The organism is Limosilactobacillus sp. (assembly GCF_022482365.1).
In the GTDB taxonomy this organism is placed as follows: Bacteria; Bacillota; Bacilli; order Lactobacillales; family Lactobacillaceae; genus Limosilactobacillus.
On the sequence record NZ_JAKVPE010000001.1, the window covers coordinates 1,132,171 to 1,158,851 of the forward strand.

The following is a 26,681-nucleotide window of genomic DNA, read 5'->3' on the forward strand; positions in this document are numbered from 1 at the left end:
CAACGTACAATGCAAACACGATGAATCGGAGAGTAGTGTGACCGCGCATCGCACAGGGAGCCCGGTAAGTGAGAACGGGTGGAGGCGCGCTCAGATGAAAGTAGCCGAGGAGTGGCTGGGGCGATCGCCAAGCGAGAGTTCCAGCCGGGTGCGCCCGTTACAGCGTCAACGTATACTGCGGTGTACGGGGTGAGGTGCTGCTAGTGATGGCAGCACGAATAAAGGTGGTAACACGTGAAAACGTCCTTTTCGACAACTGTCGGAAGGGACGTTTTTTTGTACGTTGAAATTCTATTTTGAGGAAGGACTTGTTGATATGGAAACAAAGCTGGATACACGTAAGACAATCATTATCGCATCACTGATTTTTGGAATGCTCTTCGGGGCCGGGAACCTGATCTTTCCCGTTCACCTCGGGCAAATGGCGGGCGGCCACTGGCTCTCTGCGAGTAGTGGCTTCCTGATCTCCGGGGTGCTGCTCCCACTGATGGCCCTGCTCGCCATCAGCATCACCAATTCAAACGGGATCTATGACTTGGCGCTGCCCAACGGCCACCGCTACGCCCTGATCTTTTTGATCCTGATTCATGCCACCCTGGGGCCACTCTTCGCGACCCCACGGACGGCCACCGTTCCCTACGCCATCGGGATCACGCCGCACCTCTCCGCGAGTAGCAACCACATCGGCCTGCTGATCTATTCAGCAATTTTCTTCGCCCTGGTTTACTTCTTCTCTACCAAGCAGGGCCGGATCACCGACCTGATCGGGCGCCTGTTGAACCCAGCCTTTCTGCTCTTGCTCTTCATCATTTTTCTGCTAGCATTTATTCATCCCCTGGGTTCCGCCGCTTCTGGCACCATCACCGCCGCCTACCAGAAGGCCGCCTTCACCAACGGCTTCCTGCAGGGTTACAACACGATGGACGGCTTGGCATCCCTGGCCTTCGGGATCACCGTTATCATGGCAATCCGCAGCTTCGGCATTAAGCGTGAAAAAACGATCTCACTGGCCGTTGCCAAGAGCGGCCTGCTCGGCATGGCCGGCATCGCCATCATCTACCTCGGCCTGACCTGGCTGGGGGCTACCAGTCTCCGCCACTTCAGCCTGGCTGCCAACGGCGGGACCACGCTGAGTCAGATTGCCCACTACTACATGGGGACCGCGGGTGACGCCATCCTCGCCACCCTGGCGACGATTACCTGCATGACCAGTGCGATGGGCTTGGTTGTTGCCTTCTCCCAGGACTTCCACCGGCGCTTCCCACGGATTTCCTACAAGGCCTTCCTGCGGTTTAACTGCCTCCTGTCCTTCCTGATTGCAAACATGGGACTGAACCAGATCATCGCCTGGTCGACGCCGGTTCTGATGTTCCTCTACCCACTGGCAATCACTCTGATCATCCTCGGAATCACCTCGCCGCTCTTCCACTCCGATCCGCTGGTTTACCGGATTACGACTGGCCTGACGCTGATCCCCGCCATCTTCGACATGATCAACGCCACCCCGGCCCTGATCCGCAACACCAGCTGGGCCCAAGCCATGATTGGTTTTGCCCAACACTACTTCCCGTTCTTCGCCAACGGTTTCGGCTGGCTGAGCTTCGGGATCGCCGGAATGCTGATCGGCCTTGGCATCCACGCACTGCGGGGCAAGGCGTTCGGCTTACGGACGAGCGAAGACTAATTGCATTTTAAGAAAAAGTCTCTAGAGCACACGCTCTGGAGACTTTTTTGGTTACAAAAGTTTACAGTCGCTTTCTGGAACCTAGCAAGCCAATTAAGCCAGCCGCGCCAAGTAGAAGACCAACGCAAACCCAGGCGCTGGTATGATTACCGGTTTGTGGAAGCTTTTGCTTGTTATTGGCGTTTGTTGCTACGCCCAGCAATGGCGTCTTGACCGCGGGGTCGCTGCTCAGCTGAGAAGGCTTATGTGTTGCGAGTTGCGGTGCAGAATTTCGAACGGCCGGCTGGGTCGGTTGACCGGATTGCGACAAGGACGCTGATGGCGTTGTTGTCGGAATACTTGGCACCGAGGATTGCGTTGATGAGTTCGGTGTCGAAGTGCTCGGTGCCGTTGGCTGGCTGATTGGCTGCTCAGAAACCTGTGAATCCGGAGCGGTCGGTTGTGCCGATGACTGAGAGCCTGGATTCGTCGGCTGCGCTGAAGGAGCCGTTGGTTGTTCCGTCGGCGTCGAAGCTTGGGAATTTGGATTCATTGGCTGTTCCGTCGGCTGAGTTGCCGGTGCCGAAGCTTGCGAGCTTGGATTCGTTGGCTGCGCTGATGAGGTCGTTGCCTGTGAGCTTGGGTTCGTCGGTTGGGCTGATGGCGTCGAGGCCTGTGAGCTTGGATTCGTCGGCTGGGCTGATGGCGTCGAGGCTTGCGAACTCGGACTCGTCGACTGTGCCGGTACGGAATCAGCCGCATACACTACCGTTACCACTTGATCCGCTGACTGATGGTTTACCCCCTGCAAAGCTTTAACGCTGTTAGTTGCCGGATCGAGAACGTTTTGACCATTGGCACCCTTAGCTGAGGCAACGTGGTAACCAGCAATGCTCGGGTTAACAACAGCCTTAAAGTCACCCTGGTCCGTAGTGGTCCCTTCCAGATGCCAGCTGAGAGGACCATCTTTTTGCAAAACCAGGTCCCTGGAGCCTGTTCCTTCAAAGGGCAAAACTTGGGTGTGATTCTTGGCAGCCTGTTGACCATTATCATACCGATAGTGGATCGTTTCAGTGACCGTCTTAGTGCGACTAATCGGTGTCGTTTCGTGTTTAAAGTGGATCGTAAAGTCCTGGTTAGTCTTTGTATCACTGTCGAACGTGCCAAAGATCGTTGACCAGTCCGCACCGGATAAAGTTGCATGTATATTATCATTAGTCGTTTTAGCTAATTGATAGTGGTGCTGTTCGAACTGATTTATCAAATTGCCAATACTACTAAAGACAATTGCAGCGCCGCTATCACCACTAGTGGTTAGCGCTGGATGAATATTTTCACCGGTTGTATCATCCAAAAAGTTCAAGCTTGCGGTTTGCTGATCAGCTTTCTTATTTTCATTATAGGTGACGGTTTTTATGATATTCAGATTGCTATTGTAGTTATCGTTCGTAACGGTCACCGTCTGCTCAGGGACAGTAGCAATGTCTGGAGTGTAGCCAGCAATCGTGGGAGATGGAACGGCGTCAAAGCTTTGTGGTGCTGTCCATTTGCCATAAGAGGTCTTGTTGGTAACGAGATCCTTGGTTCTGCTTTGCTTGAAAGTCAGCTTCTTGGTGTAATCCGAATGTGCTTGACCTTGGTGCCCGTCAGCATATTTGTAATGGATCGTTTCGGTCACCGTCTTAGAACGACCATCAACTGGCATCGTTGCATGTTTAAAGTGAATCGTAAAGGCTTGGTCAGTCTTTGTGTCGCTGTCAAATGCGCCGAAGATCGTTGCCCAGTCCGTACCAGATAAAGTTGCATGTGTATTATCGTTCGTTACCTTTGCAAGCTCGTAATGCTTTTGCTTTAACTTGTCTATTTGACTGTTAACATCCATAAAGGTAATCGGTGTATTGCTATCGCCGCTGGCAGTCAGCTCGCCAGCCAAGCTTGTCCCATTTTCATCATCATCCACGAATTTTAACGTCGCCTTTTGTTGGCTCGAAGTCCGTTTGAGGTAAATGATGAACTGAGTTGGTCCGTTGCTGCTAAGCTTACCAAAATCATAACTACCGATCTTGGTTGGGTCAAAATTAATCAAGGTTGTTTGTTGGCCGTCCAATACACTGACGGCCTTTACAAATTGGTATCCGCTCAGCTGACTGTAGGCATTCTGTGCTCCGCTGAATTTAATTTGATTAGCCCAGAAACTCTGGTCTTGGATATCCGAGCTCAGCTTTTGCCCCGAGTCAACGTCCTCAAACGATAAAGTGGCAGTTACTAAGGCCGAAACATCCCCGCCGCCCGTGAGGTCGTTATTGCCAACGGTTCGAATGGTCGCTTGCCATGGGCCACCCCAGACACCTGAAGAAGTCTTTTGACCATTCTTATAGGTTATAAATTGACCGGAAAACGGCTTAACCGTTTGTAAAGCTTTCATCAACGCTTCGTTGCTGGTCTTGGCTGCATTTACATCATCATTACCACCACCATAGTTCGCGTTTTGAACGGTATGGGCGGCCGCTAAATCAGCTTGGTAGCTTTTAATGTCAGTAGGCATTGTAAAGCTGTTGGCCGATGCGGTCACTGGTCTAATGGCACCCTTCAACAAAATCTTTGCCGCGGGGTCGTCCGGCGTGGTGAGCTTAACATGATAAGTCACAATTTGGGTGTCCTGGTCGCTAGGATCGGTTGTAATTGTCCGTGTAACCGATACGTGAACCGTTGGCTTTTGCCCGGCGGTCTTGTTGACGGTTGCGTAAAGAGCTGCGTCATTAACTAATTGGTTGGCTGGCAATTGGGTGTCCGGTGCAACCACTTCGTTCTCAATGGCCTGGGCAAGTTCCTCTGGTGAATCATAAGAATAGGTGATCTGTCCCGTTGGGTCGAGGTGGACCGCAATTTTGAGATCAAATTCATTCCCCAAGACATCCGTGGATAGTTCTGCGGCTTCAGAATTATACCAGTCAGTGGTAATGACAACGGTCCCCCGGTTGTTCCAAGTCCGGTTAACTGATCCAATCGTTTCATATGATGCGTTATGGTTGGCAGTATCTGACTTCACTGCAGGATCAACATAGGTTCCGGTTACGGTAAAGCCACTAGCAAAGCGCTGACCGTTAATCATCAGGTCATCAGTCGGCGTGTACTGAAATGTTGTCCCGTTCTTCGTCGCATCATTTGTCTTCTGGTAGACATAGCTCTTGTTAGCATTGAGCGAGGCCTGATTGCTATCCGAGCCCCACTTCAGTTGCAACTTCACCTGCAGATTACTGAGCCGGCTGGCCGTCGAATTGAAAACTAGCCGGTAGTAGTCACCCATGTTGTAAACCGTCCCAACCCCACTCTCTAAGTCGAAGCTTTTCGACAGCGAGGAGTCGTACATCAGGTATTGAGTTTGCCCGCTGTTGTCCTTGTATGGAATTCCCAACCGGAAGTCAATGTAGTCGCCCGCGTTTACCTGACCATTGATTTGAATGGTTGGGTCGATTTCCTCATAGCCCCTGTTGCCGGCTCCGGTCACATCATGCACTGAATGTTCGATCGACGTCACCGTGTACTTGCTGCTATTGAGTGACGTCGATCCCGGAATAATCTTATAATTCAGCGGATTATCGCCAATGAACTGACTGCAATTATCAACGGTATAGATCTGCCCACCAAGGACAATAGAATTGCTGCCCTTAAAGATGCCATTGTCATTAACAGCCATCAGCAGGCTAGGCAATGATTGCCCACTGTACTGGTGAGTGCCCGCTAAATCACTGGTTGCTGTCATGTGCGCAGTTAAGGAAAGTGGAATCCCATAATATGGCGTCTTACTAAGGGTGGCAAGGTAAGCCCATTCGCCATTATTGCCAACCTTTCCTAGATCAGTAATGGTGTAAAAGTCCCCGCTCTGCCACGGTGTTGCCAGCTTGAAGCCTGCCGGTAGCATCAAGATATACTTGCTACCGACCTGCCAATAGTAGTTTTGTACCTTCGACGTATCACCGGTGCTTCGGATCGTATAGGTTAAATCCGCCGTGTCACCCGTCTGGAAATTCATATTAGTGGCAGCTTTACCTGAAGTTGTATTCTTGAGCTCGCTGACGTCACCTGTAAAGGTTAGGCCAGAAATCGTAGGTTCGTCCTGCAAATCAAATACCGTCAAGCCCGCAGATTTAGCTGCCGTAATTGCACTAGCCGAGCCCGCCGCAGCTGACTGTGCTGGCGCGGCGTCTGCCGACCCTGAAGTAGTTTGGCTTGAACCTGAAGACTGCGCATTCGCACTGAGGGCCGCAGTGCTGCCAGTCGCCGATTCGGCCTGAGTGGCAGAGTTCGGCTGCGTGCTGCTTTCCGTCAGGCTCACGTTAGCATCCGCCGATTGGTTAGCGGTGGCAACTTGATCGGCATCGGCAGCACCGTAAATAGTGGTCCCCAGCAAAACGGAGGCCAGTCCAATCGTCAGTTTTCGTAAGGCAAAGTGTTGATGCTGACGAGCATTTTTCCGTGCCAAAAGTTTCTGATTATTTTTTGATACCATAATCGCATACTCCTCCCACCAAAAGCATCCTAGTTACTGCTAATTATAGTTCATTATTTATAATATGATTAATTTAATTATAAATATTACTAACATTGTTAACAAAAACAGCTAGGAGTTAGTTCAATTTTGCGAACTAGCTCCTGGCAATTTATGCTCAATCGTTTTTTTACAAATTTTTTATAATTTTTAGAAGCTCATGCGCGAACCGCGCATCTTCCTTTGCGTCAACAGAATGTAAAAAGAAAAATCCTAGAGTGCCAAGATCGCTACTCTAGGATTTCTTACGTAAAAAGTGATTTTGCATCACAGCAATAAATTCTATTTTTGTTTCCGTTGTTACGGCATCTTCCGATTCCCCAGCTCCCAAAAGGCTAAGGCCGAGGCGGCGGCCACGTTCAAGGAGTCGACGCCCGCCGCCATCGGGATCTTAATCGTAAAATCACTCTGTGCGATCGTCTTTTCCCTTAACCCGGGGCCTTCCGAGCCGAGAATAATGGCTAGCTTATCTACCTCATCCAGGCGCGGATCGGCAATGCTAACGGTGTTGTGACGCAACGCCATCGCCGCCGTCTGGTAACCGAAGTGGTGAAGAAGGCTAATCCCTTTCTCCTGCCAAACCTTGGCATCAATGTAGGTCCACGGAACCTGAAAAACGGTGCCCATCGCCACCCGTGAAGCGCGGCGGTAGAGCGGGTCGGCGGAGTCGCTCGTCACGATCACCCCATCGATGCCCAGGGCTGCTGCTGACCGAAAAATTGCCCCAATATTGGCCGGATTAACCACGTTTTCCAGAATAGCGATCCGGGGATGCGTGCTCGGCATCATTGCCAAAAAGCTGGCGAGGTCCGGCCGCTCCACCCGGTGCATCGCAGCCAGTGCCCCGCGCAACAGATTGTAGCCGGACAGTTGGCCGAACAGATCGCGCTTGATGACGTAGATCGGTGTCTCACCCAATCCCCCAGTCTGGTTGGCCGCCATTTCATGATCCAAATCCACCAGGTCACGCTCAAGGAACTTTTCCTCCACCAAAAGGGACGCCGGCCGGTAGCCTGCGCGTAAGGCACGTTCGATCACTTTCGGGCTTTCCGCAATGAAGAGACCGGGCTTGGGGGTCAGGGCATGAAAGAGCTGGGTTTCGTTGAACCGCACATAGGGAGCCAAATCGGGACTGGCTAGATCTGTCAGAAAAATTAAATTATGCATACTGAATCTACCTTATTCATTTGTAACGCTACTTAGTACAGCTAATAATATAGCATGAATTAGCATCTCCGGTGATCCCGTTAGCTGGCTTTTTAGCCTCTTAAGCAATTATCACCTAGAATATGAAAATAGCGATGAAATTTTATTTGTGAACTCCAACCCCTAATTTTAGGCAAAAGCTAAAAACTATCAATATGATTTTGGGAGGTAGATTATAGAATGAAGTTAGCCACCCAGTTGGTGGTAAATAAAAAACGCCATTCGGCGTGACATCAGGTATCATATTAAGTGAACCAAACCTATATGAAAGGATGTCCGTCAAATGACGCACTTAAATGATACCATGTCTACTATTTTATTGACTACTCATAAAAAGAATGCTCATCTTACTAAAGAAGAACGTGTGATGATTGCGACTTTAAAGTCGCAAGGACTTTCCAATCGCGCAATTGGTCGCCAATTAGGAGTTAATCATCAAACAATTAATAACGAGCTCAACCGTGGTACGGTCCGCCAACTTCGTCGTCAAAAATCTAATGGTAAGATTTACGAATATTCTTACTACATCTATAGTTATGAAGCTGGTCAGGCCACATATCTTGAACATCACCGCCATTCTGGTCGTCGTCGCTTATATTATTCTTCAAAGCAATTTTTACGATTAGCTGATCAGCTAATGCTTGGTGAGTTTGACGACCACCATTACTCCCCACAAGCGGTTATTTATAAGGCTCGAGATTTAATGAATGATGGCACCCTGATCCCAAAGTCGGTTGTAACTTTATATCAATGGATTAATGAGGGTGTGCTTCGTACGTCCAATTTAGACCTCTTTGAAAAACCTAAACGTAAGCATCATCAAACTCATCCGCAAGCTAAAAGGTGCTTAGGGCCTAATATTGCTCAACGACCTCAAACTGCGGACCAACGGTCCGAAATTGGCCATTGGGAACTGGATACAGTTCAGGGACAGAAAAACGGTAATGACAGTGTTGTACTAGTAATGACTGATCGCCTTTCACGAGTTAATATCACGAGTAAAATTGCTGGTAAAACTGCGCATGCAGTAAATCAGTTCTTTATAAATTTGCGCCAGAAAATGGGCACAGATGCTTACTATCGCATTTTTAAGACAATAACCTCTGACAACGGTTCAGAATTTAGTGAGTTAACACAAGTTCACGATCATGTTTTCTATGCTGATCCGTATTCCCCTTGGGAACGTGGATCCAATGAGATCAATAACCGGTTTCTCCGCAAGGAGATTACCAAAGGTGAAGCTATAAATAACTATAGTAGTGCTCAGATCATAGCGACTAATGATTGGATGAATCACTATCCACGAGCTATGTTTAATGGACATTCGTCAATGGATATCTATCGTAAGGCCTTCTACCAAGAGATATCACAGCTCCATCAACCAATAATCAATTGGTCAGTATTATTTATTTGAGTCCAGTGGCTAACTTATTCTTGAAATTTAGGTATGATTTTGGGACCAGTATTCTACAAAATCCGCAAAAAAGGGCAAGGCAAATTGAACATAGCCACGTTGTGGAGCTTTAATAATTTGATCATCAAGTAGTCTAGCACGATAAACTGATAAGTAATTAGCTTTTAACTGTAGTTTTTCGCCTAAAGTACGCATTGCAATTGGCTCATTTCCCACTAAATCAGCAATTGTATGGACAAGCCGCAAATCACCACGGGAAAGGTCTAAATACATTCTTTCATAAGCATTCCTAAACAAATCTTGCTTAGTACTCTTAACAGTAGCTAAATATACATCTTTATCAAGTTGCAAGTTATTTTGACTGTAACGCCAAGCATAATAACCTAATGTTTGAAACGCATAAGCGTAGCCTTTCACATCACCAGTCAAATAATCCAAGACCTTATAATCAATATTTCGCTTGCCTCGTTGAAACGTTTGCTCATATTGATAGCGAACGGATTCTTCATCTAATGGGGATAAAATGATCCGGTTAGCACGCAGTAAAAAGGTTAATGTTTTATCATTTTGGACTTCAGATACTCGACTTGGTAACCCAGTCATTAGTAACGATATATTATAATCATCACCAATTAGGGTTTGATACATTGATCCGAAAGCTCGAACATCATCGCTGATTTCAATTTCATCAATTCCAATTAAGACTGATTGATTCCGCTCCTGAAGTCGTTTTAATATGGTTGGCAAAAGATCAGAATAGTCAAGTTGCCCCGTTGCCTCCAACGTTTTTAATGTAATACTGTTGCCCATAACCGATAATCCTTGAATGCTTTTAATTAAATCTGTTATAGACATCCCGGCAATTTTTTGTAGTCCATGTAAAAGCTGAAAAAGCAAATTACCTTGACCGTTATTCAAACGAATAAAATGCCAATTAGGAATTTGATCAATTGTACGTTGTACTTCAAGTAAAAAAACTGTTTTCCCTGAACCACGGGCGCCATATACTAATGAAGTTTGATATTTAGCATCGTACGTTGTGATTCCTTGCAAATAATCATTTAAGGCATTTTGTTGGTTAATAGCAATTTTAGGTAAACGTCCAAAGCTAGGCATAAATGGATTATTCATCGGGCTCACCTCGTTTTTATAATTCTTTTATAATTGTGTATTTTTATTTTATAATTCCTTTATAAAAGAATCAAGGCTAAAGAATAGCGTCTACATTCCTCATAACAAATAAAGCAGGTACTACGTTTTCTTGATGACGTAGTGCCTGCTTTTTGGTAGATTTAAATTGATTTATTACCGTTTAAATGCCGTTATACCGGCATTTCGCTACCAGGATATTATTCGATATCAATAATAGAAATTTGGTTAACATGTCAGTCATACCAAGGGTTTGCGCGTTTGTTTACTTTTATGGCAAACAGTTTGGCAAACAACCACCTATACAACTTTAGTAAAGGGTACCACTTGATTGCCATTAAATTTAACTTGGGACTGTTTAGCCGGTGTTAAGTCCATTGAACCCACCATCTTATCGGCAATTAACTCATCATTACGATCAAACATGTGAGCGTAATAGCGAAGGGTCACGGCAGGGCTACTATGTCCTAATCGCTTTGATACCGTCAGGACATCGGCTCCTAATTCAGCGATTAAATAAGAAGCATGAGAATGCCTTAAACCACGTCCATTGATTCCTGGTACACCAGCCAACTTAGCATATTTATGCAGTACATTATTTAAAGTCGATTTAATCATTGGACGATCATCATAAGAAAGAACAAACTTTTTAACTCCATGATCTAATTGCGCTTGACGCCAATCTCTTAAGATTTGAACTAATTCATCATCTAAGGTAATAACCCGTTTCCCAGCTTTTGTCTTAGTATAAGGCTTAATTCGATAATCATCCTTATTCTTGTAATACATAGTATGAAAGATTCGCGCCTTTTGATTAACTAGGTCAATATCATCCCATGTTAAAGCAAAGCCTTCAGAAACCCGGACACCGGTTCGATAATAGAATAGTAGCATTACATACAGGCAATATTCATAAAATCCATCGGTACTAATCTGACTCAAGACTTTTTCGAACTCAGCTTTCGTCCAGTATTTAGCAACGGCCTTTCCCTTAGGAATTGCCTTCGTTTTCATTGCCACGTTAGTAGTAATTAAGCCTAAGTGTTCTGCATAGCCTAATGATTGACGAAAAGCCACATAGCAAACATTAGCATAATCACGCGAAAACCCAGAATCACTCATTAGCCAAGTTCGGTATTCTTCGCAGTCACGAACACTAATCTGATCCAGAATACGATCATCAAATCGGTCTACTGATAGCATAATCATTCGCATATGTGAATTATAAGTACTATCTTCCACATCAGCTTTATATTTAGGTAAAAAATCCTGGCGAACAAATTCCCCGTACGTGATACGACGTAAATCTTCGGCGTGTCGATTCATATATTCGACTTTAACTCGCATAGCTTCTGCTTCCGCGGCTTTAGCTGAAGTAAAATTTAGCCCCTTTTGATCTTTACGGCCCTTTTTAAAATGTTGTTTACCTTCGCTGTCTCGTCCTAAAAATACTTGGTAGAAAAAATGCCCGTTCTCATCGATACGGACATATTTATATCCATCAATTTTCGTTGATTTCATTGCTTATCGTCCTCCAAATCTGGAAGAGCGATAATTTCAGTAATGGCAGCCGTTGGTACTAAACCAACTCGCTTACCATTATAAAATGCAAACCCTTGTTTAACAAGATTACGTTTAGCTTGACGGATAATACGTCGAGCTTGATTTTGAGGATAACCGAGATTCCGTAAGTCTTGATAATCCATTACTTTTTTCATGTTATTCATCATCCTTTATTATTCAATGCGATTTACATCTGCAACGATTAGATGGATAATGAGCAGGATAACAATCCTAATTATTGTTATTAAAAGTGACTTTCCAAAGTTGGTAGCTGGGGATAGTCGCTTTTTTGTTTACAATTCAAGACCATCATCCTTATCCTTAGCCTTATTCACCGTTGGTTGATTAGGTTCCTTAGTTGCTGGAACTGGCTTAGCAATAATTTTTGCTTGTTTATCGGCATTGACACTAATCATTTGATGACGCGTAAGCCGCTGATTAACAAGATAATTAGAATGCTGCCGCATAGATTGTACTAATGACTTCAAACGTTCAAATTGAGTACTTGAATGTTCGAAACTATCGTCCTCAACGAAAATCTGATCATCTTTTTCACCAATTTCATTACATAGCTGTTGAACATTCGCTTGCTGTTTAAATAGAACTTTTTCATTCTCGTTTGACTTATCCAGTAACTTACGAATCGTTAATAGTTGAAGGGACTTCTTATCACATAAGATAAGTTCACGTACTCGCCGATAAAGTTCACTGAAGGGATCCTTTTCATGATCTAGTGCCCAGAGCTTCACCTGCTCACAAAATGCTACATAGTCATCATTTGACCAACAATCAGCGAACTTTGTTGCAAAACCAGGTACTTGCATTCCTTCACTTGACCACAAATTTTGCATTGAATCAGCAAGCTGGTCAAATGGCCCTTCCAAATACCGCACACTTGTACTCAATTTAAATTTTGCCATTGCGACAGCATCACAGTATTCTTGTGTATTTTCTACATTCAACGGAGAAGCATCTTGTACTTCACCATTAAAACCATTACAGTGATTCTTATAAATCTTTACCATAGATAATCCCTCCAATAATTGATCCAACGCCAACAATAATCTTTACAGGCCACCAGGGCATCACCCCTGCTAGAACAATCCCTGCTAAAATAACTAATGCCGAGTTTGAAAACTTAGTTAGGGCATCCTTCATCACCTTATGTGACTCAGTGACTTCCCGTTTATCTTCTTTAATCGAATTCTTAACTTGGTTAATATAGGTAACCACTTCCCTACTTAGAAGCTGACTGGTTGTAGAGTTAGCCTCTTCGCGCATTACACGTAACAAGTCCTGTCCATCAATATCAACTGGCTGTTGAACCTCATTGATTAACTGTCGCAGCAAATTACTATTGTGATTAATCACAACAACTAGCTTATTAACAACTTGATTCAATTGTTCAATCTTCGAATGATCAGCACTGGCCATTACTTCGGCTTGTGCTTTTGAAATATTCATACGATCAATTCTCGCTTGTTGGCCTTCAAATTTCTGTTCTAGGTCTGCGTATGACTTAGTACGACCATCATTCCAAGCATCCTTAATAGCCTGGTGGGCAATGTCACTAACTCCCTGGTTCAGATTGTTCTTCTGATTGTTTAGAGTCTTGCTGATGTCGCCCGTCCAGTTTTGTAGATCCTGCTTGGTTGCCAGGCTCTTCATCATCTGCTTCAAGTTGTTGTCGTGCGATGTATTCTTGGAACCTTTGTCGCTGTTGCCTGTTGGCTTCAACAAGTTGTTCAGATCGTCCATGGAATTTTTTAGATTCTTCATCGACTGAAACCTCCTTAGTTTCCTGTTTTTGGTTAAAATAATTATTCAATTTGAGCGGTGTAAACTCCTTCCCCACTCCACGCGTTGATTTAACTAATCCGGTCTTTCGATCGCGACGTTGGTAAAAGTCACGAATGGTCTTCTCTTTACCATTTACGGTCATGTGATACGACCAGTCGCCTTTCTTATTACGCTTTGTCACCGTAATATCTTTATCTTTTAGTAGTAATAAATACTCTTCAATAGACTTTGCCTGACTCCGCGCCCAACTCAACGTATTCTTAAGAACGGCCTGCCATCCCTTAGGTTTGATTACCTCACCTGACTTTTCCTTGTCAAATGGATTAACATACACATGACCAGTGACCTCGAGAAAATGATTGTTCAGATAATCATTCCATTCATGGCGTAATTTACTGACGCTAAAAGAATTAGTTCGAACACATTTGCCATCAGGGTACACACTATTAATCAGAATGTGACAATGTAGTTTATGACCTTCTTGACCATCAGCTTGTACCGCCGACACCCACTGTGTATTAGGAAAGTATTGTTTCATAAATCCGCCGACTAACTGGTTAATTTGGGCAACTTCCAAATCAAATTGTTTTGGATCGTCTGTCGGCATCTCACTTTCTGAGAATGAACAAATCAAATGTTGCGCTTGTTGTCGCTTTCGTTTGTTTGTAGCTCGGCGTCTAACCATCCTAAACTGTTGATTTAAGAAGTAACCACTTTGCGATAAATATGGTTGACCACGTGGTCCCCATAAATACACATGCGAACTATTCACACCGAGTACACGCTGAGCTGAACCATCATGCGCTGGTTCATCAAAGAGATACTTCAACCGTCCATATGCGTTGGTAATGTAATTACTCTTAACGTACATTGCTATCATCACCTTTGAATTTGTTATTTATGAGACTTGATAAATTCACGGTCGCTTGAATTAACTTTTGTAGCTGCTCACTGTTCACTGCATTACCTTGATTAGCCTGATGAGCTAGTTGATTTAAATTAACGCCAATCCGATTTAAGTAGTACACAATCGAATTCCACTGAATCAAAGCAAACTGTTTCAATTTATCGTGCTGTTCTAACCGACATAAATAAGCTTTAATTGTTGCGGGCATCACATGCTTAGCAAGCAATTCCGGGCTACTTTTCAGATGTCTAAAACGCCACTCATCTAATTGCTTTACCGATTGAAAATCAGGTAATTCTTTCATCAAATTCTGCACCGCTAAATGATAGTCCAATTCGGTTTTCATTCCTCGAAGTAGCACTTTACTCATCGACTCATCGCCTACTACAGCTTGAAGTTTTTCAAAGTCACTTTGTGGAATTCGTAGCAAGTATGGGTGCTTTTTCTCCGGCACTCGACGATGCATTTTAATCTGCTGTTTCCGTTTGATTAATTGGTTATTATTCAGCATCAAATCACTCCTTTCTAGTGTGGATAACGTTGCAATTCTGGCCGTTAATTGATGATAAAATCATCAATTAAATTGCTAAAATTCACTTGGTCATTATGGCCCTTAAGGTCCTTTAATTTCCGCGCTCATGTTGATTGGCTACACGTGCCAATCAACTAGCAATAAGGCCAGAAAAGCAACGGGCAAGTAGTTACCTAGTGATATCACTAGGCCTACTTGGCAAAGAGAATTTCATTCCCCCTGCACCTCTAAAATCAAGAACCATCCTGCCGCTTTTTGTTCTTAATAATCTCCTTTTTGGCCTTCATTTGTGTGTGACAAACAGAAGCAAAACACAGCAACCTAAGCCACCCAATTTGGGACCTGTTTAGGCTGGGTTCTACCTTCTCTTTTGTGCCGCAAGGAGAACCAGAACACGTCCTACTTTATGGTTCAAAGTAGTCAAATCCCCACCACTTTCCCGCCACGTTTTGTGGCACCCACTAATTATCAATTCGTTAAAATTCGTGCAACTTTCTTACTCGTTTTCAATTCAAAGTAGTCATCATCCTTGTCGATAGAATCGATCGAATTTAAGTGCATTACTAAGTCAGTTGCACGATGAGTTTTAAGCAAATTTATTGCCTTATCACTTAGCCTAGCCACAATCCACTCATCACCATAACCACGTCGAATTGGTACCAGAAATCCACACATTAACGCCGTAAATTGGTTTAGATCAGGCTTGAAATTGTTATCTTTATTAACAAATTCTGGCCATAATTCATATCTCAGATTATTTAATGTCGATAGCATATTAGTAGTTGGTGAAGTTTTTCCTGTACCGTTAAATAGTCCCCGATAGTCTGAACTATTTTCCTGTCCCTTTTCTTCTGAAAGATAGGCTTGATCATTTTTAACATAAACACCAAAATTCGCATGACGTTCCAAGAATCCATTTGAACCATTAAGAATGGCATTAGGATTTTGACGGAAGATTGTTGTAGCTTTTACCTGGAGATCTTTAATCATTTTGGCAACAGTCTTTACAATGCGTTCCATATCTTGATCGGATAAATCTTCATTAATAACAGTCTTAAAAACGTGATCAGATTGGCGTGTATAAACATAATCGTAATGTCTAACTGCACGTCCACCGGGACGAAAGTTAATGATTGATACCGTTATTTCAGTCCCTTTACCATCATCAGTTGGGCACAAATGAACATTAATTGGTAAGCGCCGCAATAATTGACTTAGTTGTGACAAATAGATTTGGCCGGCTTCAGGATCATTAGTCTTTAACTGCCAAGTTTTACCATATGAATCACTTTGTTCTAGATAGCCTAGCTTCACCACACCAGGAGCATAATGAAGAACGTCACGTACATAGCCTGCAATTCCATCAGAATAGACGTTTGTCATAATCAATAAATTCAAGTTCCAAGGACTCGTATTGTGAAAGCGACTGGAAACACGCGGAATCTTATGCGGATCCAGCATATCCTTAAGTGCACTCCACTCAATTGATGATGGTGAAACCTCATCAATCACGGCGGACGCTTGATCTTGATAATCTTGCCAATAATCTACAGTCTTGCCCTTGTCTTCAGCTGCAGTCATATATGGTGTCCGTCCCTTTTCTAAATACTGACATAAACGACTCGCCAGGTAAGATTTTCCAATACCTCCTTGGGCAGCGGTAATAAAGATAGTGTTCATATTACGATCCGCATTAACATCATTAATGGTAGATTCACGCTGGTCATCCATTACTGCAGTCAAACGTTTAATAAAGTCCTGGTCAGCAATCAAACTAGCAGCATCACCATCATCAAATGCAGCATGGATTGCATCTTTCCAGTCAGTCACCTGCATCCGCCCCGAATAAATCCATTCCATCAATTGGTCAAGAATCATTTTCTTTGATTTCTTACTAAAATTCATTTTTCCCGCACCCTTTGTACCTAAACTTCGCAACTTAGCTAACTGGTGTCCAGAAAATACCCGATCACCATCATTGCGTCCTACCAACCTCGCAGTATGATGTGCAATGTTGTAAGGACTATGAAGATTCCGAACGATAGCCGTATCAATACCATTTGCAACCATTTCGTCATCATAAACACCTGCAATACTTGAATAGCTTTTACCAGGATCATCTGGTAACCAACTGATTACTTCATCAACCGCATACGGCGTCTTCTGGTCACGCTTAGCTTTACTACTTTGGTGTATCAAATATTGAAGTGAAGAGACATAGTGCTTAGTCACAACATAATTCTGCATTGCACCCGAAAGCGTTCCCAAGAACGCTTCGATTCGCTCTTTTCGTTGATCATCAATTTGGTCTATCCACTTAAAAGTCTTAGTCAAATCATCAAAATTATAACCAAGTAATTCCATCATCCGATACCGGGTGCGACGAGTTGGCATATCAATCACCAAATGACTATGCGCTTCTTTATGTTCTACCTCGCCATTCCGCTTATTTTCCTCATCATCCCGAGTATGGTTGCTTAAAAAAGCTGCAAAATGACGATCACGTTTCGGATTACGACAACAAATTTCTTGTAAGTGATTAATCTTCTGCGCTATCCACTTAGTAAAGCCATCTAAGACCGGATGGTTATTGTTATCACGTTTAATAACATTACCGTTGTCATCCCAAGCAGAGCCATAGTCTTCACATCCCTTGCCAACAAAGCGATCATCACCAACCAGCTTATCGCCTGCCCTGATAAGATTACCTTGTTCATCTGTCACCATGTGATCTAGCTCACCAAAGCGATTTAATGGTAGCTGAGTAGCATGTTCCTCATACACTGGACTGTACTTCGGATTGGAACGTTTCTTGATTTTGGGATTGCAAACTGTATACAACCAATGAATTGCTACGTTCCAAGTTCGCGATGCTTCACCAAGCAAATCCATGATCTTTCCGGCCTTAATTGTTAAATCAATACTTTCTGAATCGTATTGATCATTAACCTTTAATGGCGGTAAAGCCTTCAGAATAGCTTGATACAGTTTCCGACTGGAATGGGAGTATCGCTTTAAATAATTCTTTGCTTTCTCGTATCGCTCTTCGATACTTTCAGACTTTTTTTCATCCGACATAGCCTCACATCCTTTTTGGTCAGACGTTCAAGAACTAATAGAACGGGCTTTTAACCCACATCCAAGTATTAATTACTAGATAATTGCAATTACTTCTATAAAATTCACCATTTATTGATTCCACGCATTCTTAACCCCACACCATCAAATAATGTGTTGAGCCATGAAGGCTACTCTGACGGCAATCCTGCTGGATGCCGTTGACGGAGCTCGGCAACGGCGTATGCACGCCGTAAGTACTGTGATATCAAAGTTTATTATTAACTTTATTCGTTAACTATTGACCATCATTACTTACAAATGGCACTACGTTATTAGTAAATGCTAAAATTTAATTGTTGATATCAAAATTCAAACGGTCGCTTTCCTTTTGACATTTTTATTGTCACTCATAATTCCTATTAAAAATACGGACACTTTTTTGCGTTCAAGATTGGAGTGTTATTATGTACAAATACAAAGAAATCCAGCCCCAAACGTACTTGGAGCTGGATAATGGTAAAATATATTGTTCAATTGAAGAAATACTAAGAATCATCAATTTCCCCGCAGAAGGAAATTTTAAGAACAGTATTTCTAGATCTCGTCTAAATAAATTATTAGCAAATGCTAATATTAATTGGCGCCAAATCGACCGCCAAAAGACCATGCTATTAAAAGGCATGAACAATGGAGACCCAGATGACCTTCACGCCGCTTCTTTGTCTACACTTTCAGTATTGGATAGTGAGGAAATTGCTAAACTACTTAACCTAATATCAACATTAAAATCAACTAAAAATAGCAACAATGGTCTGTACGAAGAAATAGAATGGGGCGTTATTAGCCCTAAGAATAACAACATGGATCTTTACTACAGTATGGATAGAATTACATACGACATTCAGGGGCACCTATCTTTGGGCCACAAATCATCAGAATCAATAGGAATTAATCAAAAGAGTGTATTAAAAATGGCAAAAAAGTTTGCTAAGGAGGTGCCAGATCAATACAAGCTAATAACGTTACCGTCTAGTAATATAGATTTTAATAACAGTAAACTTCATACTAACACTACTGAATCATATGCCAATTTGAATTTACATGACAAGCTGATTGTTCACTATAAACATCAAAAAGGAATTTCGTTAAAACGTGAGATGGAAAATCTCGACTCCGTATTACATCCTTTAGAACCCGTATCATTATATATTCGCCGTAATTTAAGCGAAGTTATTAATGGTAATAGTGATGCCTTTTCCGTCACACTCAACGACGCAGATGTTCGCGCTATTGATAGAAGTATCAGTCGCAAGTACAAACGTACTAAGGAATATGTTTTCAACCGTTTCGAGCACTTCGATAAAGAAATTAATCACCGTAACGCCGATATTAATAAGTACGATCAGATGCGTGAGTCATTAAAAAATTTTTTAAACAGTGATTACTATAATAATGTTATTGGTGCGAGTTTTAAGAAGCCTTTTTTTAAAGGCAGTTTAAAACGTCAAATAGAGGATATAATCAATATATTCTAAAAAGCTTCCCTTCGGTGCTTACCTTATTTCCAATCAAATTACCAAACAAACCAAAAAATCCCCCACAGCCCTAAATCCTACTAGCCGTTAGGAGATTTCCATACTCTTGTTATTAACTGATTTAATCATTTATCAGGTTCATTTGATAGTGGTATCTAGGATTAGTAATCGATCCCTTATCCGGATCAATAACTAGATAGTAATCTTCACTCCGATCATATTGTCGATTTTGTATTACGATATCTGCTGATAATGGTTGATTAATCTCTGCATCTGTTCGATTAGCGTTAATAGTAGCAACATTTGAAATTACCTGTCCAAATTGATTCATGAAGTAGATGTTAAATTTACGAGGCCTTATCAAGTCACTAATTGGTTCGACTTGATTGAATTTCAACGTCATCCTTAGGGCATTAATACTATGTTGAGTAGCTGCTAATCTTATTTCGGCAAACTCGGCCTTTGATCTTGACGAGTTCATTCTCATATCTAATACAGGAATTACCATTTCCTGTAATGATGATCCGCCGTGTACATAATTTTTACCACCTTGGGACTTAAAAACATTCACAGTAGCAGGGTAATAAACATTCGTTTGATCATTATTTGTCAGACTAATGCCCAGTTTCACTGACATAACCCCAGGAATATTCGAAAGGTCATCTGGTGTCATCAAATAGCGCGGTGATATTTTACCATTATAATCACTTGCTGGAATATCAATTTTACTTTGTTCCTCCACTGACGCTTCACGGTAGATAAAGCCATGATCAGCAGTCACGATAATATGCGATACACTATTTGTTCTTAATACTTGAATAGCTCTTCTTATCTCATCAATTGCTTGATCAGTCGCCCTAAAAGTCTCGTCTTCCGTTTTTAAATTATCGCCAATTGCATCAACCTGATTGTGATACACATAGATAACATTTTTGTTAGCAATCATGGTCTTAATTTCCTTACTGGTAGCTTTTAGAATATCGTCCAGTTTTAATAGGTCATTATTTTTATCCCATAATTGTAAAATTTTACGGCGATTATCAGCATTATTAGCCATATGACCATCTACCAGCACATTATCCTTTTGCCACTCCAGCTTATGGTGGGGCAGGAGTGAAGGCATCCCCATATAAGTAACGGATGGTAATCCGGTCAGTAGATAGTTCATTTTACTTGTAATCCTATCATCATTAGCTATCTGAGCTTGAAGCTCACGTGCTGCTTCATATCGAAAGGCATCTGAAATAATCACCACAATCCGCTCATTAGCACCATGAACAAAGTTCCTATAGAAGTTTTGTTCCCGCTGATTAGATTCAACATCTTGAAGTTGGAAAGTAGTATTCCATTCACGAACAGACTGATCTAATATCTGATCGTTGTAATAATCATCAACCATACGCTTAATGTCTTCATATTTGTGACGCTTATCTTCGGAAATACGTCGGTAATTAGTCACCAAGTAGCGGTAATGAGTATCAACTTCAAAAACTTTATTTATATAATCATTAAGCATTTCATGCCAGTCATCATAGAATCGTGGTCGATACTTCAACACATGATAAGTCTCTTTTAAAAAGTTGAATTCCGGATTAAACGCATTTACTCCTCCGGTTACTTGATCGATTACACCGATAGTCTCATCACCATCAGTGACAGTACCATCCGCATTAAAATTGGCTCTGACTCTTTCTAAGAGCAATTCGTCAATCTGTTTTATACCGTCAACTCTTAATAAATCTTGAACGTTTTCATCTTTTAGGTAAGTACCTAGCTTAAGTTCATTCCATGCCGTTCCCGTTAAATTCTGGTATAGTTCTTGGTATTTACGAGAATCACTAAAGCGCTTCATGAAAACTTGCACGTTCGAATAATTTTCAAAAGGTTGGGCTAATAAATCTGATGGAATTTTTTCTTCTAATTGACTATAGACGCTTGTAACGAAAGCACCATCGAACAGTCCCTTTAAGCTCCTAACATTACTGCAGCCAAAATATTTATCGTATATCTGCCAAAATAATGGCAAAACATCATATTTACTGAATGATCGAATAATCTTGTTATTAGATTCGTCCATTCCTCCTTTGAAGACTGCCATCAATAGTAAATTTTCATCAAACTGATCTAAGCCAGCTAAATTAGATAAGATCATTAATTCAGGATGATTTATTAATCTTGACTCAAAATTTTGAATATATGTTTGACGCCTGGACTTAGCCCGAAAATATTTTAAATATTTTTTGACAAAATTCCTTTTTGAATTATCAAAGTTTAATTGCTCAGCCAATTGTTCAAACACTATATCGCTAGCCTTAGCACTAAATACATGGCCATAACGCTCCATATCAGCAAAATAATCAAATTGTAGCTGAGGCCTTTTTGCTTTTACATAAACTAAAAAACTACGGTCCTGATTCTTTTTATCCAGTAGTTTTCGCTTGATTTTAAACTGTTCCTTCGCACCAACGGTCTGTAATTCAGCAGCTAAATTATCTTTTAAATACTGATTGTCTTCAGTTACATCATCTGCAAATTCACCATCAGGGTCATACCAGAATACGTACTGATATCCTTGGTCAAAATAATGATTAATTTCTTTAACTATTTTGTCTAACTTTAATTGCACCATACTACTCACTCTTGTTTTTAATTTGATGATTTTTCAAATATCTTGCTACTTTTAACATGACCTCCTCTGAGTCAGGAGAATTAGTAACATCTAAGACCATTTGTCCAGCTTCAATGCCATGAAATTTTACATTAATATTGTTTAGCAGAAGAAAAACTTTCGTTGCTTCTAACGCTGTTCGTTTATTACCATCAGCAAAAACATGCTTTTTAGTAAGCTTTTGTAGGTAATATGCTGCCTTCAGCCAAACTGTTGGATAGGCTTCCCGGCCAAAGAAAGTTTGCTGAGGAGCTTCAACAATACTATTTAGCCCGTTCGGATCTAAAACCTGAATCATACCTTCCCCTGCATACTGAATTATTTGGCGGTTAATTTCCATAATTTCTTCTTCAGTCAAATAATTCATTTTTTACTTATCCTTTAAAAAGTCCAAAGCTTCTTGATCATCCTTCATACTCTTATTTAAGAGTTCTTCAAAGCGGTCATGAAACCCGTTTGTGTCTTTAATAGGTTTAATAACCACGCTGCCATCTTGTTGATTAACCGTAACATCAATTGGGTCATTAACCTTTAATCCAGCAGCTTTCATAATATCTTTGCTTAATCGCACAGCACTAGAATTACCAGTCTTAAAAATTTTAGTTGGTGACTTGATAGCCAATTTAAACACCTCTATTTGTTCTAGTAATATATACAATTAGATTATAACGTATATACTAATAATTGAGTAGTTATTTTTTAAGATTCACAAGTGCCGACGAATTTACTCTACTCTTCCAGGAAATCCCCATCCGTCACATTTCCGTTTTTACTCTAGCGTATATACAATTTCTCTAATCGAGTAGGAGGTAATTGATTAGTTCAATTACCGACTTCACACACCACCGTACGTACGGTTCCGTATACGGCGGTTCGACAACTTAACCACTTTAAATTGACTAGAGCGTCTTGGACTAATAAATATGTCCAAGACGCTCCAGTTTTCTATTAGTTAGAGAATAGCTCAAAATCTTACTGTGTGCAGTTCGCCAGTAGCCCTTGCGGAATACCAGCGAAGACATATTGCCAGGCGCACTATTAAAACCGGAGATGTTAGACCCCATCCCCGGTTTGTTCAATTAATTTAACAATGTTCTACAATTTAGAGAACAATTCTTCGTTCCCTTGAACCTTAGCATGGTTAACAACAACACCGTCATCTAAATCAATAGAAACCTGAGCTAATGCTTGGTGTTGAAGTGCTTCATCATATTTAATAACCTCAGTTATCTTTTTATTTAGCTTAACTGTATCTTTACGATACTGATTCTTCTCACGTGCTGTCGAGGACTTAGTTTCCTGTTCATCGTTAAATTTAATAGTGTTACTGTATGCAGCTTGCAAGTCGTGCAAGTGGTTACGAGCCATCGCCAATTCGTCCTTATTATATCGATGTAAGTACATCAAAGCCTTGAAGCCATCATTACGGCCGCTGTTAAACTGCCAGTAAATAGGACGCTTATGATACGTTCTATCATGATCCTTATAAAAATCGTTAATGAAATAGTTACGAATAATCTGCTCGTCACTTTCACCTCGTTCAGACTTTTTAGGATCAAGTGTTTTGGCAATAAAATGTAGATTATCTTTTAAGGACGAAGGGTCAAAGGTAATACGTAAAAATTCCCTCAAGCGGTTAATGATGTCTCGATCATCCCCAAAGTAATCACGATCTGTTAGCAAGATTAGGTTATCCTGGTTAGGCTTAAAGCTAGTATATACCGATTCATTCCACTTACCACCTGCATACGCTAATCCGGTTTTATCTAGGGAATAACGACCAAATACACAACCAATGAAGTAAGACAATAGCCTTTTTACTGTCAATTCACAATGATCGGTATTTTGGGGATTTTCCATTGAGATTTTAGTTTCTTCAATGTTTGCATCTAACTCGTTACTAAGACCATATAAATCAATAAAAACCCGATTTAATTCAGTTTCATTCGACTGAACCTTACTCCTTTGAGTATTTAAGTCGTTCACTAAATGTTCGTAACTTAATTGAAGTGTTCCAGATTGCTCAACCAACTGGTTTTTATCAAAATTCCATGATGTTTCTTGATTATTCCAATCCTTTTTTTCGATATCTATATTCTCATTAACCAAATGACTAATTCGGCCTGATTCAGGATTTAAAAATGGAATATTCAAAAAATTACCAATTTGAGCATGTATTGTCGGATTTAAAATCTTAAAAATATAATTTCCAACTTTTGAATTTAACAACCCCATAACAGATTTTAAATCCGTACTTTTTCTAAATGCTGACATACCTGTAACATCATGAATACTGCCAGTTTGCCTATATCTAGCTGAAATATCTCCACTGGTTACATCCGACCATGTCACTGCTTTCTTAAAGTAATAATCGGTATTTTGAGGTCTAGACCGTACCTTCCCCCTTGAATCAGTAAAATGCTTGATCTCATAGCCATCATTCTGCCAATTTACAACATAATCATAGTTTCCATACCATTTACGGTAAGAGCCACCCTTGTTATATGGGAACCATTTTTTCCCAGACTGCTTAGCTTCTGCAGTATTATGAGCATCAAAAAAGATATTATTAAAATCAACTTCATACCAGTAGCGTAAGAAACGCTTATTATTACCTGTTTGAAGACCTACTTTAGCATCAACGAGCTGTCCTAATGGTTTACCCTTTTCAAAGTCATTAATTAATGCTTGAGGAGCCCAGTAAGCTATGGGAGAACCAGGGATCTTATTAAAGTTATCCTGATCAGTATGGTATAGATAATCACTGTTAGGATTATCTATAGCTTTAATAACCTTGTCTCTTTGTACATCCATTCCTCCTTTAAAATTGGATAAACGAATGTAGGTGCCGATAGTATCTTCATGTGTTTTCTTTAGAACAAAGCTATCAATTGGAACTGTAGCTTCTTCATACGCGGAATACTCCATTTGGATCAAGCTATCTATCTTAACATGATTGATAATTATCCTTCTAAGGGGCTCATATGTCTTAATAAACATCCATACAAACGGTGTCATAAAGCCAGCATACCCATTATTAGATAATAATTCTTGATTATGGTATACGAATACTGTAAATAGATCCTTAGAATAATCATGATAATGATTATTTAGATACTTCTTAAGTGTTTTATCAAATTTGTTTAGATATGGTGGATTCGTTACTACTACTTCATACTTAGAAGTCAGTAACTTCATCAAATTAAGCGCTTGTAAGGCATTATCCTTGGCCCTATTAATACCATCAATATCCAAGTCTTCAACCGGCTCAATTGAGTTTACTGTTGCCATTAATTTATCCCAATCATGATGACTGTTAATCTGCATAATTGACCCATATTCAGTTGCATTAGAAAAATCCGCCATAGTTTCTTTTAATTCGTCAGCAATCTGTTGTGGCAACCTATCATAAAATACACTCGGCAATACTAAATCCTTAAAGAGATATAGATTGAGATGGATATCTCGCTTAAATATTCGTCGGTCATACTGCCGGGCTTTCATCATTACAGCAAAATAGGCCAGCTGGTAAGCTCGCTTGTCAATTTCAAAGCCATACAGATTATTCTCAAGAATAAGAAGGACCGCCTCACGAGAGGAGTATCCCTCCTCTTGATACATCTTCATAAACAAGTCAAAGGCATATATTAAAACATGGCCTGAACCCATGGCATTATCCAGGAACTTGTATTCAATAAGCTGCTTGCCATTCTGCACCAATTCCATTTTTGCGGGCAATAAGTATTTAAGATCACCTTTAATACTACTTTGGGGATGACGTTCTAAATAGTACTTGCCAAGGGAATTATCAACCATGTATTTGACTACCCAGTCTGTTGTAAATAACTGAGTAGCTGCAGGAATATCGGCTTTTTTTACTGCTTTTTTCCCTGTAATGTTAACGACCTGATCGTGCAATTCAGAAATATAGTATTGGTATAACCAGCCAATAATGGACACCTGGCCAGACTTCGATACATCAAAGTCTTCTTCTGGAATTTCATCAACTAGTTTTTTAATAACTCCATTGCTGTAGTTAGGTACAAACAATAATTTCATATAGTTAGAAGTTTTTTCAAACAATCCTGGTAGCAAATTCGATAATTCATCTGTCTGCTTGATAAACAGCATCCCGAATACCTTATCTAATTGAGTAGGATTATGACTCATTAGAGCATCTGTAATCTGCGTACGTTCTTTATCACTATAGCCACCCAAATCATCCTCAATTTCCAGAGCATGGGTTATCATATCGGGCTCTATTCTGCCCTCTTCACTTGAAAGAACTCGTGTCCTACTAGGTAGGTAATCATTTACCTCCATAAAACGGATGGCAATAATCCTATTAAACCAGGTATAAGCAACTTCATCGATAAATTGATTCAATTTTTTGTCCCATTCCTGATTGGTATCCTGATTAAGTCGACTAACTATTTGCTTACGCCAGCCAATCGCCTTCCCCTTTAATGGGAAGTGTTCATTAGTATAGTACTTAACAGCTGCGGTGGAAATTGGTAGCTCATCGGCTATTCCTGTTTTATCAATCCCAAAGTTTGCCAATCGTTGCCGAACACTATCTATTAATTCTTTACGTGCATTAACAGCAAAATTCTTTATCTTTGTTTTATCCATTTT

Annotated in this window: 17 protein-coding genes; 3 read left to right on the forward strand and 14 right to left on the reverse strand. The window is 41.2% G+C overall.

Features of this window, described 5'->3' with window-relative positions:
* The first annotated feature begins 316 nt into the window (after positions 1-316).
* A complete protein-coding gene (gene brnQ, locus LKE23_RS05350; RefSeq protein WP_291976298.1) occupies positions 317-1,684 on the forward strand; it encodes a branched-chain amino acid transport system II carrier protein in 1,368 nt (455 codons plus the stop codon).
* Positions 1,685-1,745: 61 nt separating this feature from the next.
* Here the strand turns inward: brnQ and LKE23_RS05355 are convergent, their stop codons facing one another.
* Positions 1,746-6,173, reverse strand: coding sequence for a mucin-binding protein (locus LKE23_RS05355; RefSeq protein ID WP_291976300.1), 4,428 nt, complete (start codon positions 6,171-6,173; stop codon positions 1,746-1,748).
* 339 nt (positions 6,174-6,512) lie between these two features.
* On the reverse strand, positions 6,513-7,379 hold the full coding sequence (locus tag LKE23_RS05360) for a TrmH family RNA methyltransferase (RefSeq protein WP_291976301.1): 867 nt from the start codon (positions 7,377-7,379) through the stop codon (positions 6,513-6,515).
* Positions 7,380-7,701: 322 nt separating this feature from the next.
* On the opposite strand from LKE23_RS05360, the gene LKE23_RS05365 reads away from it, so the two are divergent.
* A complete protein-coding gene (locus LKE23_RS05365) occupies positions 7,702-8,832 on the forward strand; it encodes an IS30 family transposase (RefSeq protein ID WP_291976173.1) in 1,131 nt (376 codons plus the stop codon).
* A gap of 27 nt (positions 8,833-8,859) precedes the next feature.
* Here the strand turns inward: LKE23_RS05365 and LKE23_RS05370 are convergent, their stop codons facing one another.
* The 8 genes from LKE23_RS05370 to LKE23_RS05405 all read right to left on the reverse strand — a co-directional run bounded on the left by LKE23_RS05370 (position 8,860) and on the right by LKE23_RS05405 (position 17,861).
* Positions 8,860-9,963 (reverse strand): hypothetical protein, encoded by a 1,104-nt coding sequence (locus tag LKE23_RS05370; protein ID WP_291976302.1) that lies wholly within the window; start codon positions 9,961-9,963, stop codon positions 8,860-8,862.
* Between the two features lie 318 nt (positions 9,964-10,281).
* Positions 10,282-11,502, reverse strand: coding sequence for a tyrosine-type recombinase/integrase (locus LKE23_RS05375; protein ID WP_291976303.1), 1,221 nt, complete (start codon positions 11,500-11,502; stop codon positions 10,282-10,284).
* Positions 11,499-11,699 (reverse strand): DUF3173 family protein, encoded by a 201-nt coding sequence (locus LKE23_RS05380; protein WP_291976304.1) that lies wholly within the window; start codon positions 11,697-11,699, stop codon positions 11,499-11,501. The genes LKE23_RS05375 and LKE23_RS05380 overlap by 4 nt, the downstream gene beginning before the upstream one ends.
* 138 nt (positions 11,700-11,837) lie before the next feature.
* A complete protein-coding gene (locus LKE23_RS05385; RefSeq protein ID WP_222258113.1) occupies positions 11,838-12,569 on the reverse strand; it encodes a hypothetical protein in 732 nt (243 codons plus the stop codon).
* Positions 12,553-13,008, reverse strand: coding sequence for a hypothetical protein (locus LKE23_RS05390; protein WP_291976306.1), 456 nt, complete (start codon positions 13,006-13,008; stop codon positions 12,553-12,555). The genes LKE23_RS05385 and LKE23_RS05390 overlap by 17 nt, the downstream gene beginning before the upstream one ends.
* Before the next feature lie 106 nt (positions 13,009-13,114).
* Positions 13,115-14,215, reverse strand: coding sequence for a relaxase/mobilization nuclease domain-containing protein (locus LKE23_RS05395; RefSeq protein WP_291976307.1), 1,101 nt, complete (start codon positions 14,213-14,215; stop codon positions 13,115-13,117).
* Positions 14,205-14,762, reverse strand: a complete 558-nt coding sequence (mobC, locus tag LKE23_RS05400; protein WP_222258116.1) for a plasmid mobilization relaxosome protein MobC — start codon at positions 14,760-14,762, stop codon at positions 14,205-14,207. The genes LKE23_RS05395 and mobC overlap by 11 nt, the downstream gene beginning before the upstream one ends.
* A gap of 489 nt (positions 14,763-15,251) precedes the next feature.
* Positions 15,252-17,861 (reverse strand): hypothetical protein, encoded by a 2,610-nt coding sequence (locus LKE23_RS05405; RefSeq protein WP_291976308.1) that lies wholly within the window; start codon positions 17,859-17,861, stop codon positions 15,252-15,254.
* Between the two features lie 446 nt (positions 17,862-18,307).
* Between LKE23_RS05405 and LKE23_RS05410 the strand changes: the two genes are divergently transcribed.
* The gene (locus LKE23_RS05410; protein WP_222258118.1) at positions 18,308-19,378 is read left to right on the forward strand and encodes a hypothetical protein; all 1,071 of its coding nucleotides are present in this window, start codon (positions 18,308-18,310) and stop codon (positions 19,376-19,378) included.
* 121 nt (positions 19,379-19,499) lie between these two features.
* Here LKE23_RS05410 and pglZ read toward each other — a convergent pair whose 3' ends face one another.
* The 4 genes from pglZ to pglX all read right to left on the reverse strand — a co-directional run bounded on the left by pglZ (position 19,500) and on the right by pglX (position 26,678).
* The gene (gene pglZ / locus LKE23_RS05415) at positions 19,500-22,007 is read right to left on the reverse strand and encodes a BREX-1 system phosphatase PglZ type A (RefSeq protein WP_291976310.1); all 2,508 of its coding nucleotides are present in this window, start codon (positions 22,005-22,007) and stop codon (positions 19,500-19,502) included.
* Position 22,008: 1 nt separating this feature from the next.
* Positions 22,009-22,413 carry a type II toxin-antitoxin system death-on-curing family toxin gene (locus LKE23_RS05420; RefSeq protein ID WP_020843324.1) on the reverse strand — a complete coding sequence of 135 codons (405 nt, stop codon included), beginning with the start codon at positions 22,411-22,413 and terminating at the stop codon, positions 22,009-22,011.
* Between the two features lie 3 nt (positions 22,414-22,416).
* Positions 22,417-22,677: an AbrB/MazE/SpoVT family DNA-binding domain-containing protein gene (locus LKE23_RS05425; RefSeq protein ID WP_291976311.1), complete on the reverse strand. Its 261-nt coding sequence runs from the start codon at positions 22,675-22,677 to the stop codon at positions 22,417-22,419.
* Between the two features lie 464 nt (positions 22,678-23,141).
* A complete protein-coding gene (pglX, locus tag LKE23_RS05430; protein WP_291976312.1) occupies positions 23,142-26,678 on the reverse strand; it encodes a BREX-1 system adenine-specific DNA-methyltransferase PglX in 3,537 nt (1,178 codons plus the stop codon).
* Between the last annotated feature and the right edge of the window lie 3 nt (positions 26,679-26,681).

What these genes read in the sequence shown, in the direction of transcription:
- LKE23_RS05390 (WP_291976306.1), bottom strand. Translation starts at nt 13,008, where the DNA reads ATGAATATTTCAAAAGCACAAGCCGAAGTAATGGCCAGTGCTGATCAT.
- LKE23_RS05420 (WP_020843324.1), bottom strand. Translation starts at nt 22,413, where the DNA reads ATGAATTATTTGACTGAAGAAGAAATTATGGAAATTAACCGCCAAATA.
- LKE23_RS05395 (WP_291976307.1), bottom strand. Translation starts at nt 14,215, where the DNA reads ATGTACGTTAAGAGTAATTACATTACCAACGCATATGGACGGTTGAAG.
- LKE23_RS05355 (WP_291976300.1), bottom strand. Translation starts at nt 6,173, where the DNA reads ATGGTATCAAAAAATAATCAGAAACTTTTGGCACGGAAAAATGCTCGT.
- LKE23_RS05385 (WP_222258113.1), bottom strand. Translation starts at nt 12,569, where the DNA reads ATGGTAAAGATTTATAAGAATCACTGTAATGGTTTTAATGGTGAAGTA.
- mobC (WP_222258116.1), bottom strand. Translation starts at nt 14,762, where the DNA reads ATGCTGAATAATAACCAATTAATCAAACGGAAACAGCAGATTAAAATG.
- LKE23_RS05380 (WP_291976304.1), bottom strand. Translation starts at nt 11,699, where the DNA reads ATGAAAAAAGTAATGGATTATCAAGACTTACGGAATCTCGGTTATCCT.
- LKE23_RS05405 (WP_291976308.1), bottom strand. Translation starts at nt 17,861, where the DNA reads ATGTCGGATGAAAAAAAGTCTGAAAGTATCGAAGAGCGATACGAGAAA.
- LKE23_RS05410 (WP_222258118.1), top strand. Translation starts at nt 18,308, where the DNA reads ATGTACAAATACAAAGAAATCCAGCCCCAAACGTACTTGGAGCTGGAT.
- LKE23_RS05365 (WP_291976173.1), top strand. Translation starts at nt 7,702, where the DNA reads ATGACGCACTTAAATGATACCATGTCTACTATTTTATTGACTACTCAT.
- LKE23_RS05360 (WP_291976301.1), bottom strand. Translation starts at nt 7,379, where the DNA reads ATGCATAATTTAATTTTTCTGACAGATCTAGCCAGTCCCGATTTGGCT.
- pglX (WP_291976312.1), bottom strand. Translation starts at nt 26,678, where the DNA reads ATGGATAAAACAAAGATAAAGAATTTTGCTGTTAATGCACGTAAAGAA.
- LKE23_RS05375 (WP_291976303.1), bottom strand. Translation starts at nt 11,502, where the DNA reads ATGAAATCAACGAAAATTGATGGATATAAATATGTCCGTATCGATGAG.
- brnQ (WP_291976298.1), top strand. Translation starts at nt 317, where the DNA reads ATGGAAACAAAGCTGGATACACGTAAGACAATCATTATCGCATCACTG.
- pglZ (WP_291976310.1), bottom strand. Translation starts at nt 22,007, where the DNA reads ATGGTGCAATTAAAGTTAGACAAAATAGTTAAAGAAATTAATCATTAT.
- LKE23_RS05370 (WP_291976302.1), bottom strand. Translation starts at nt 9,963, where the DNA reads ATGAATAATCCATTTATGCCTAGCTTTGGACGTTTACCTAAAATTGCT.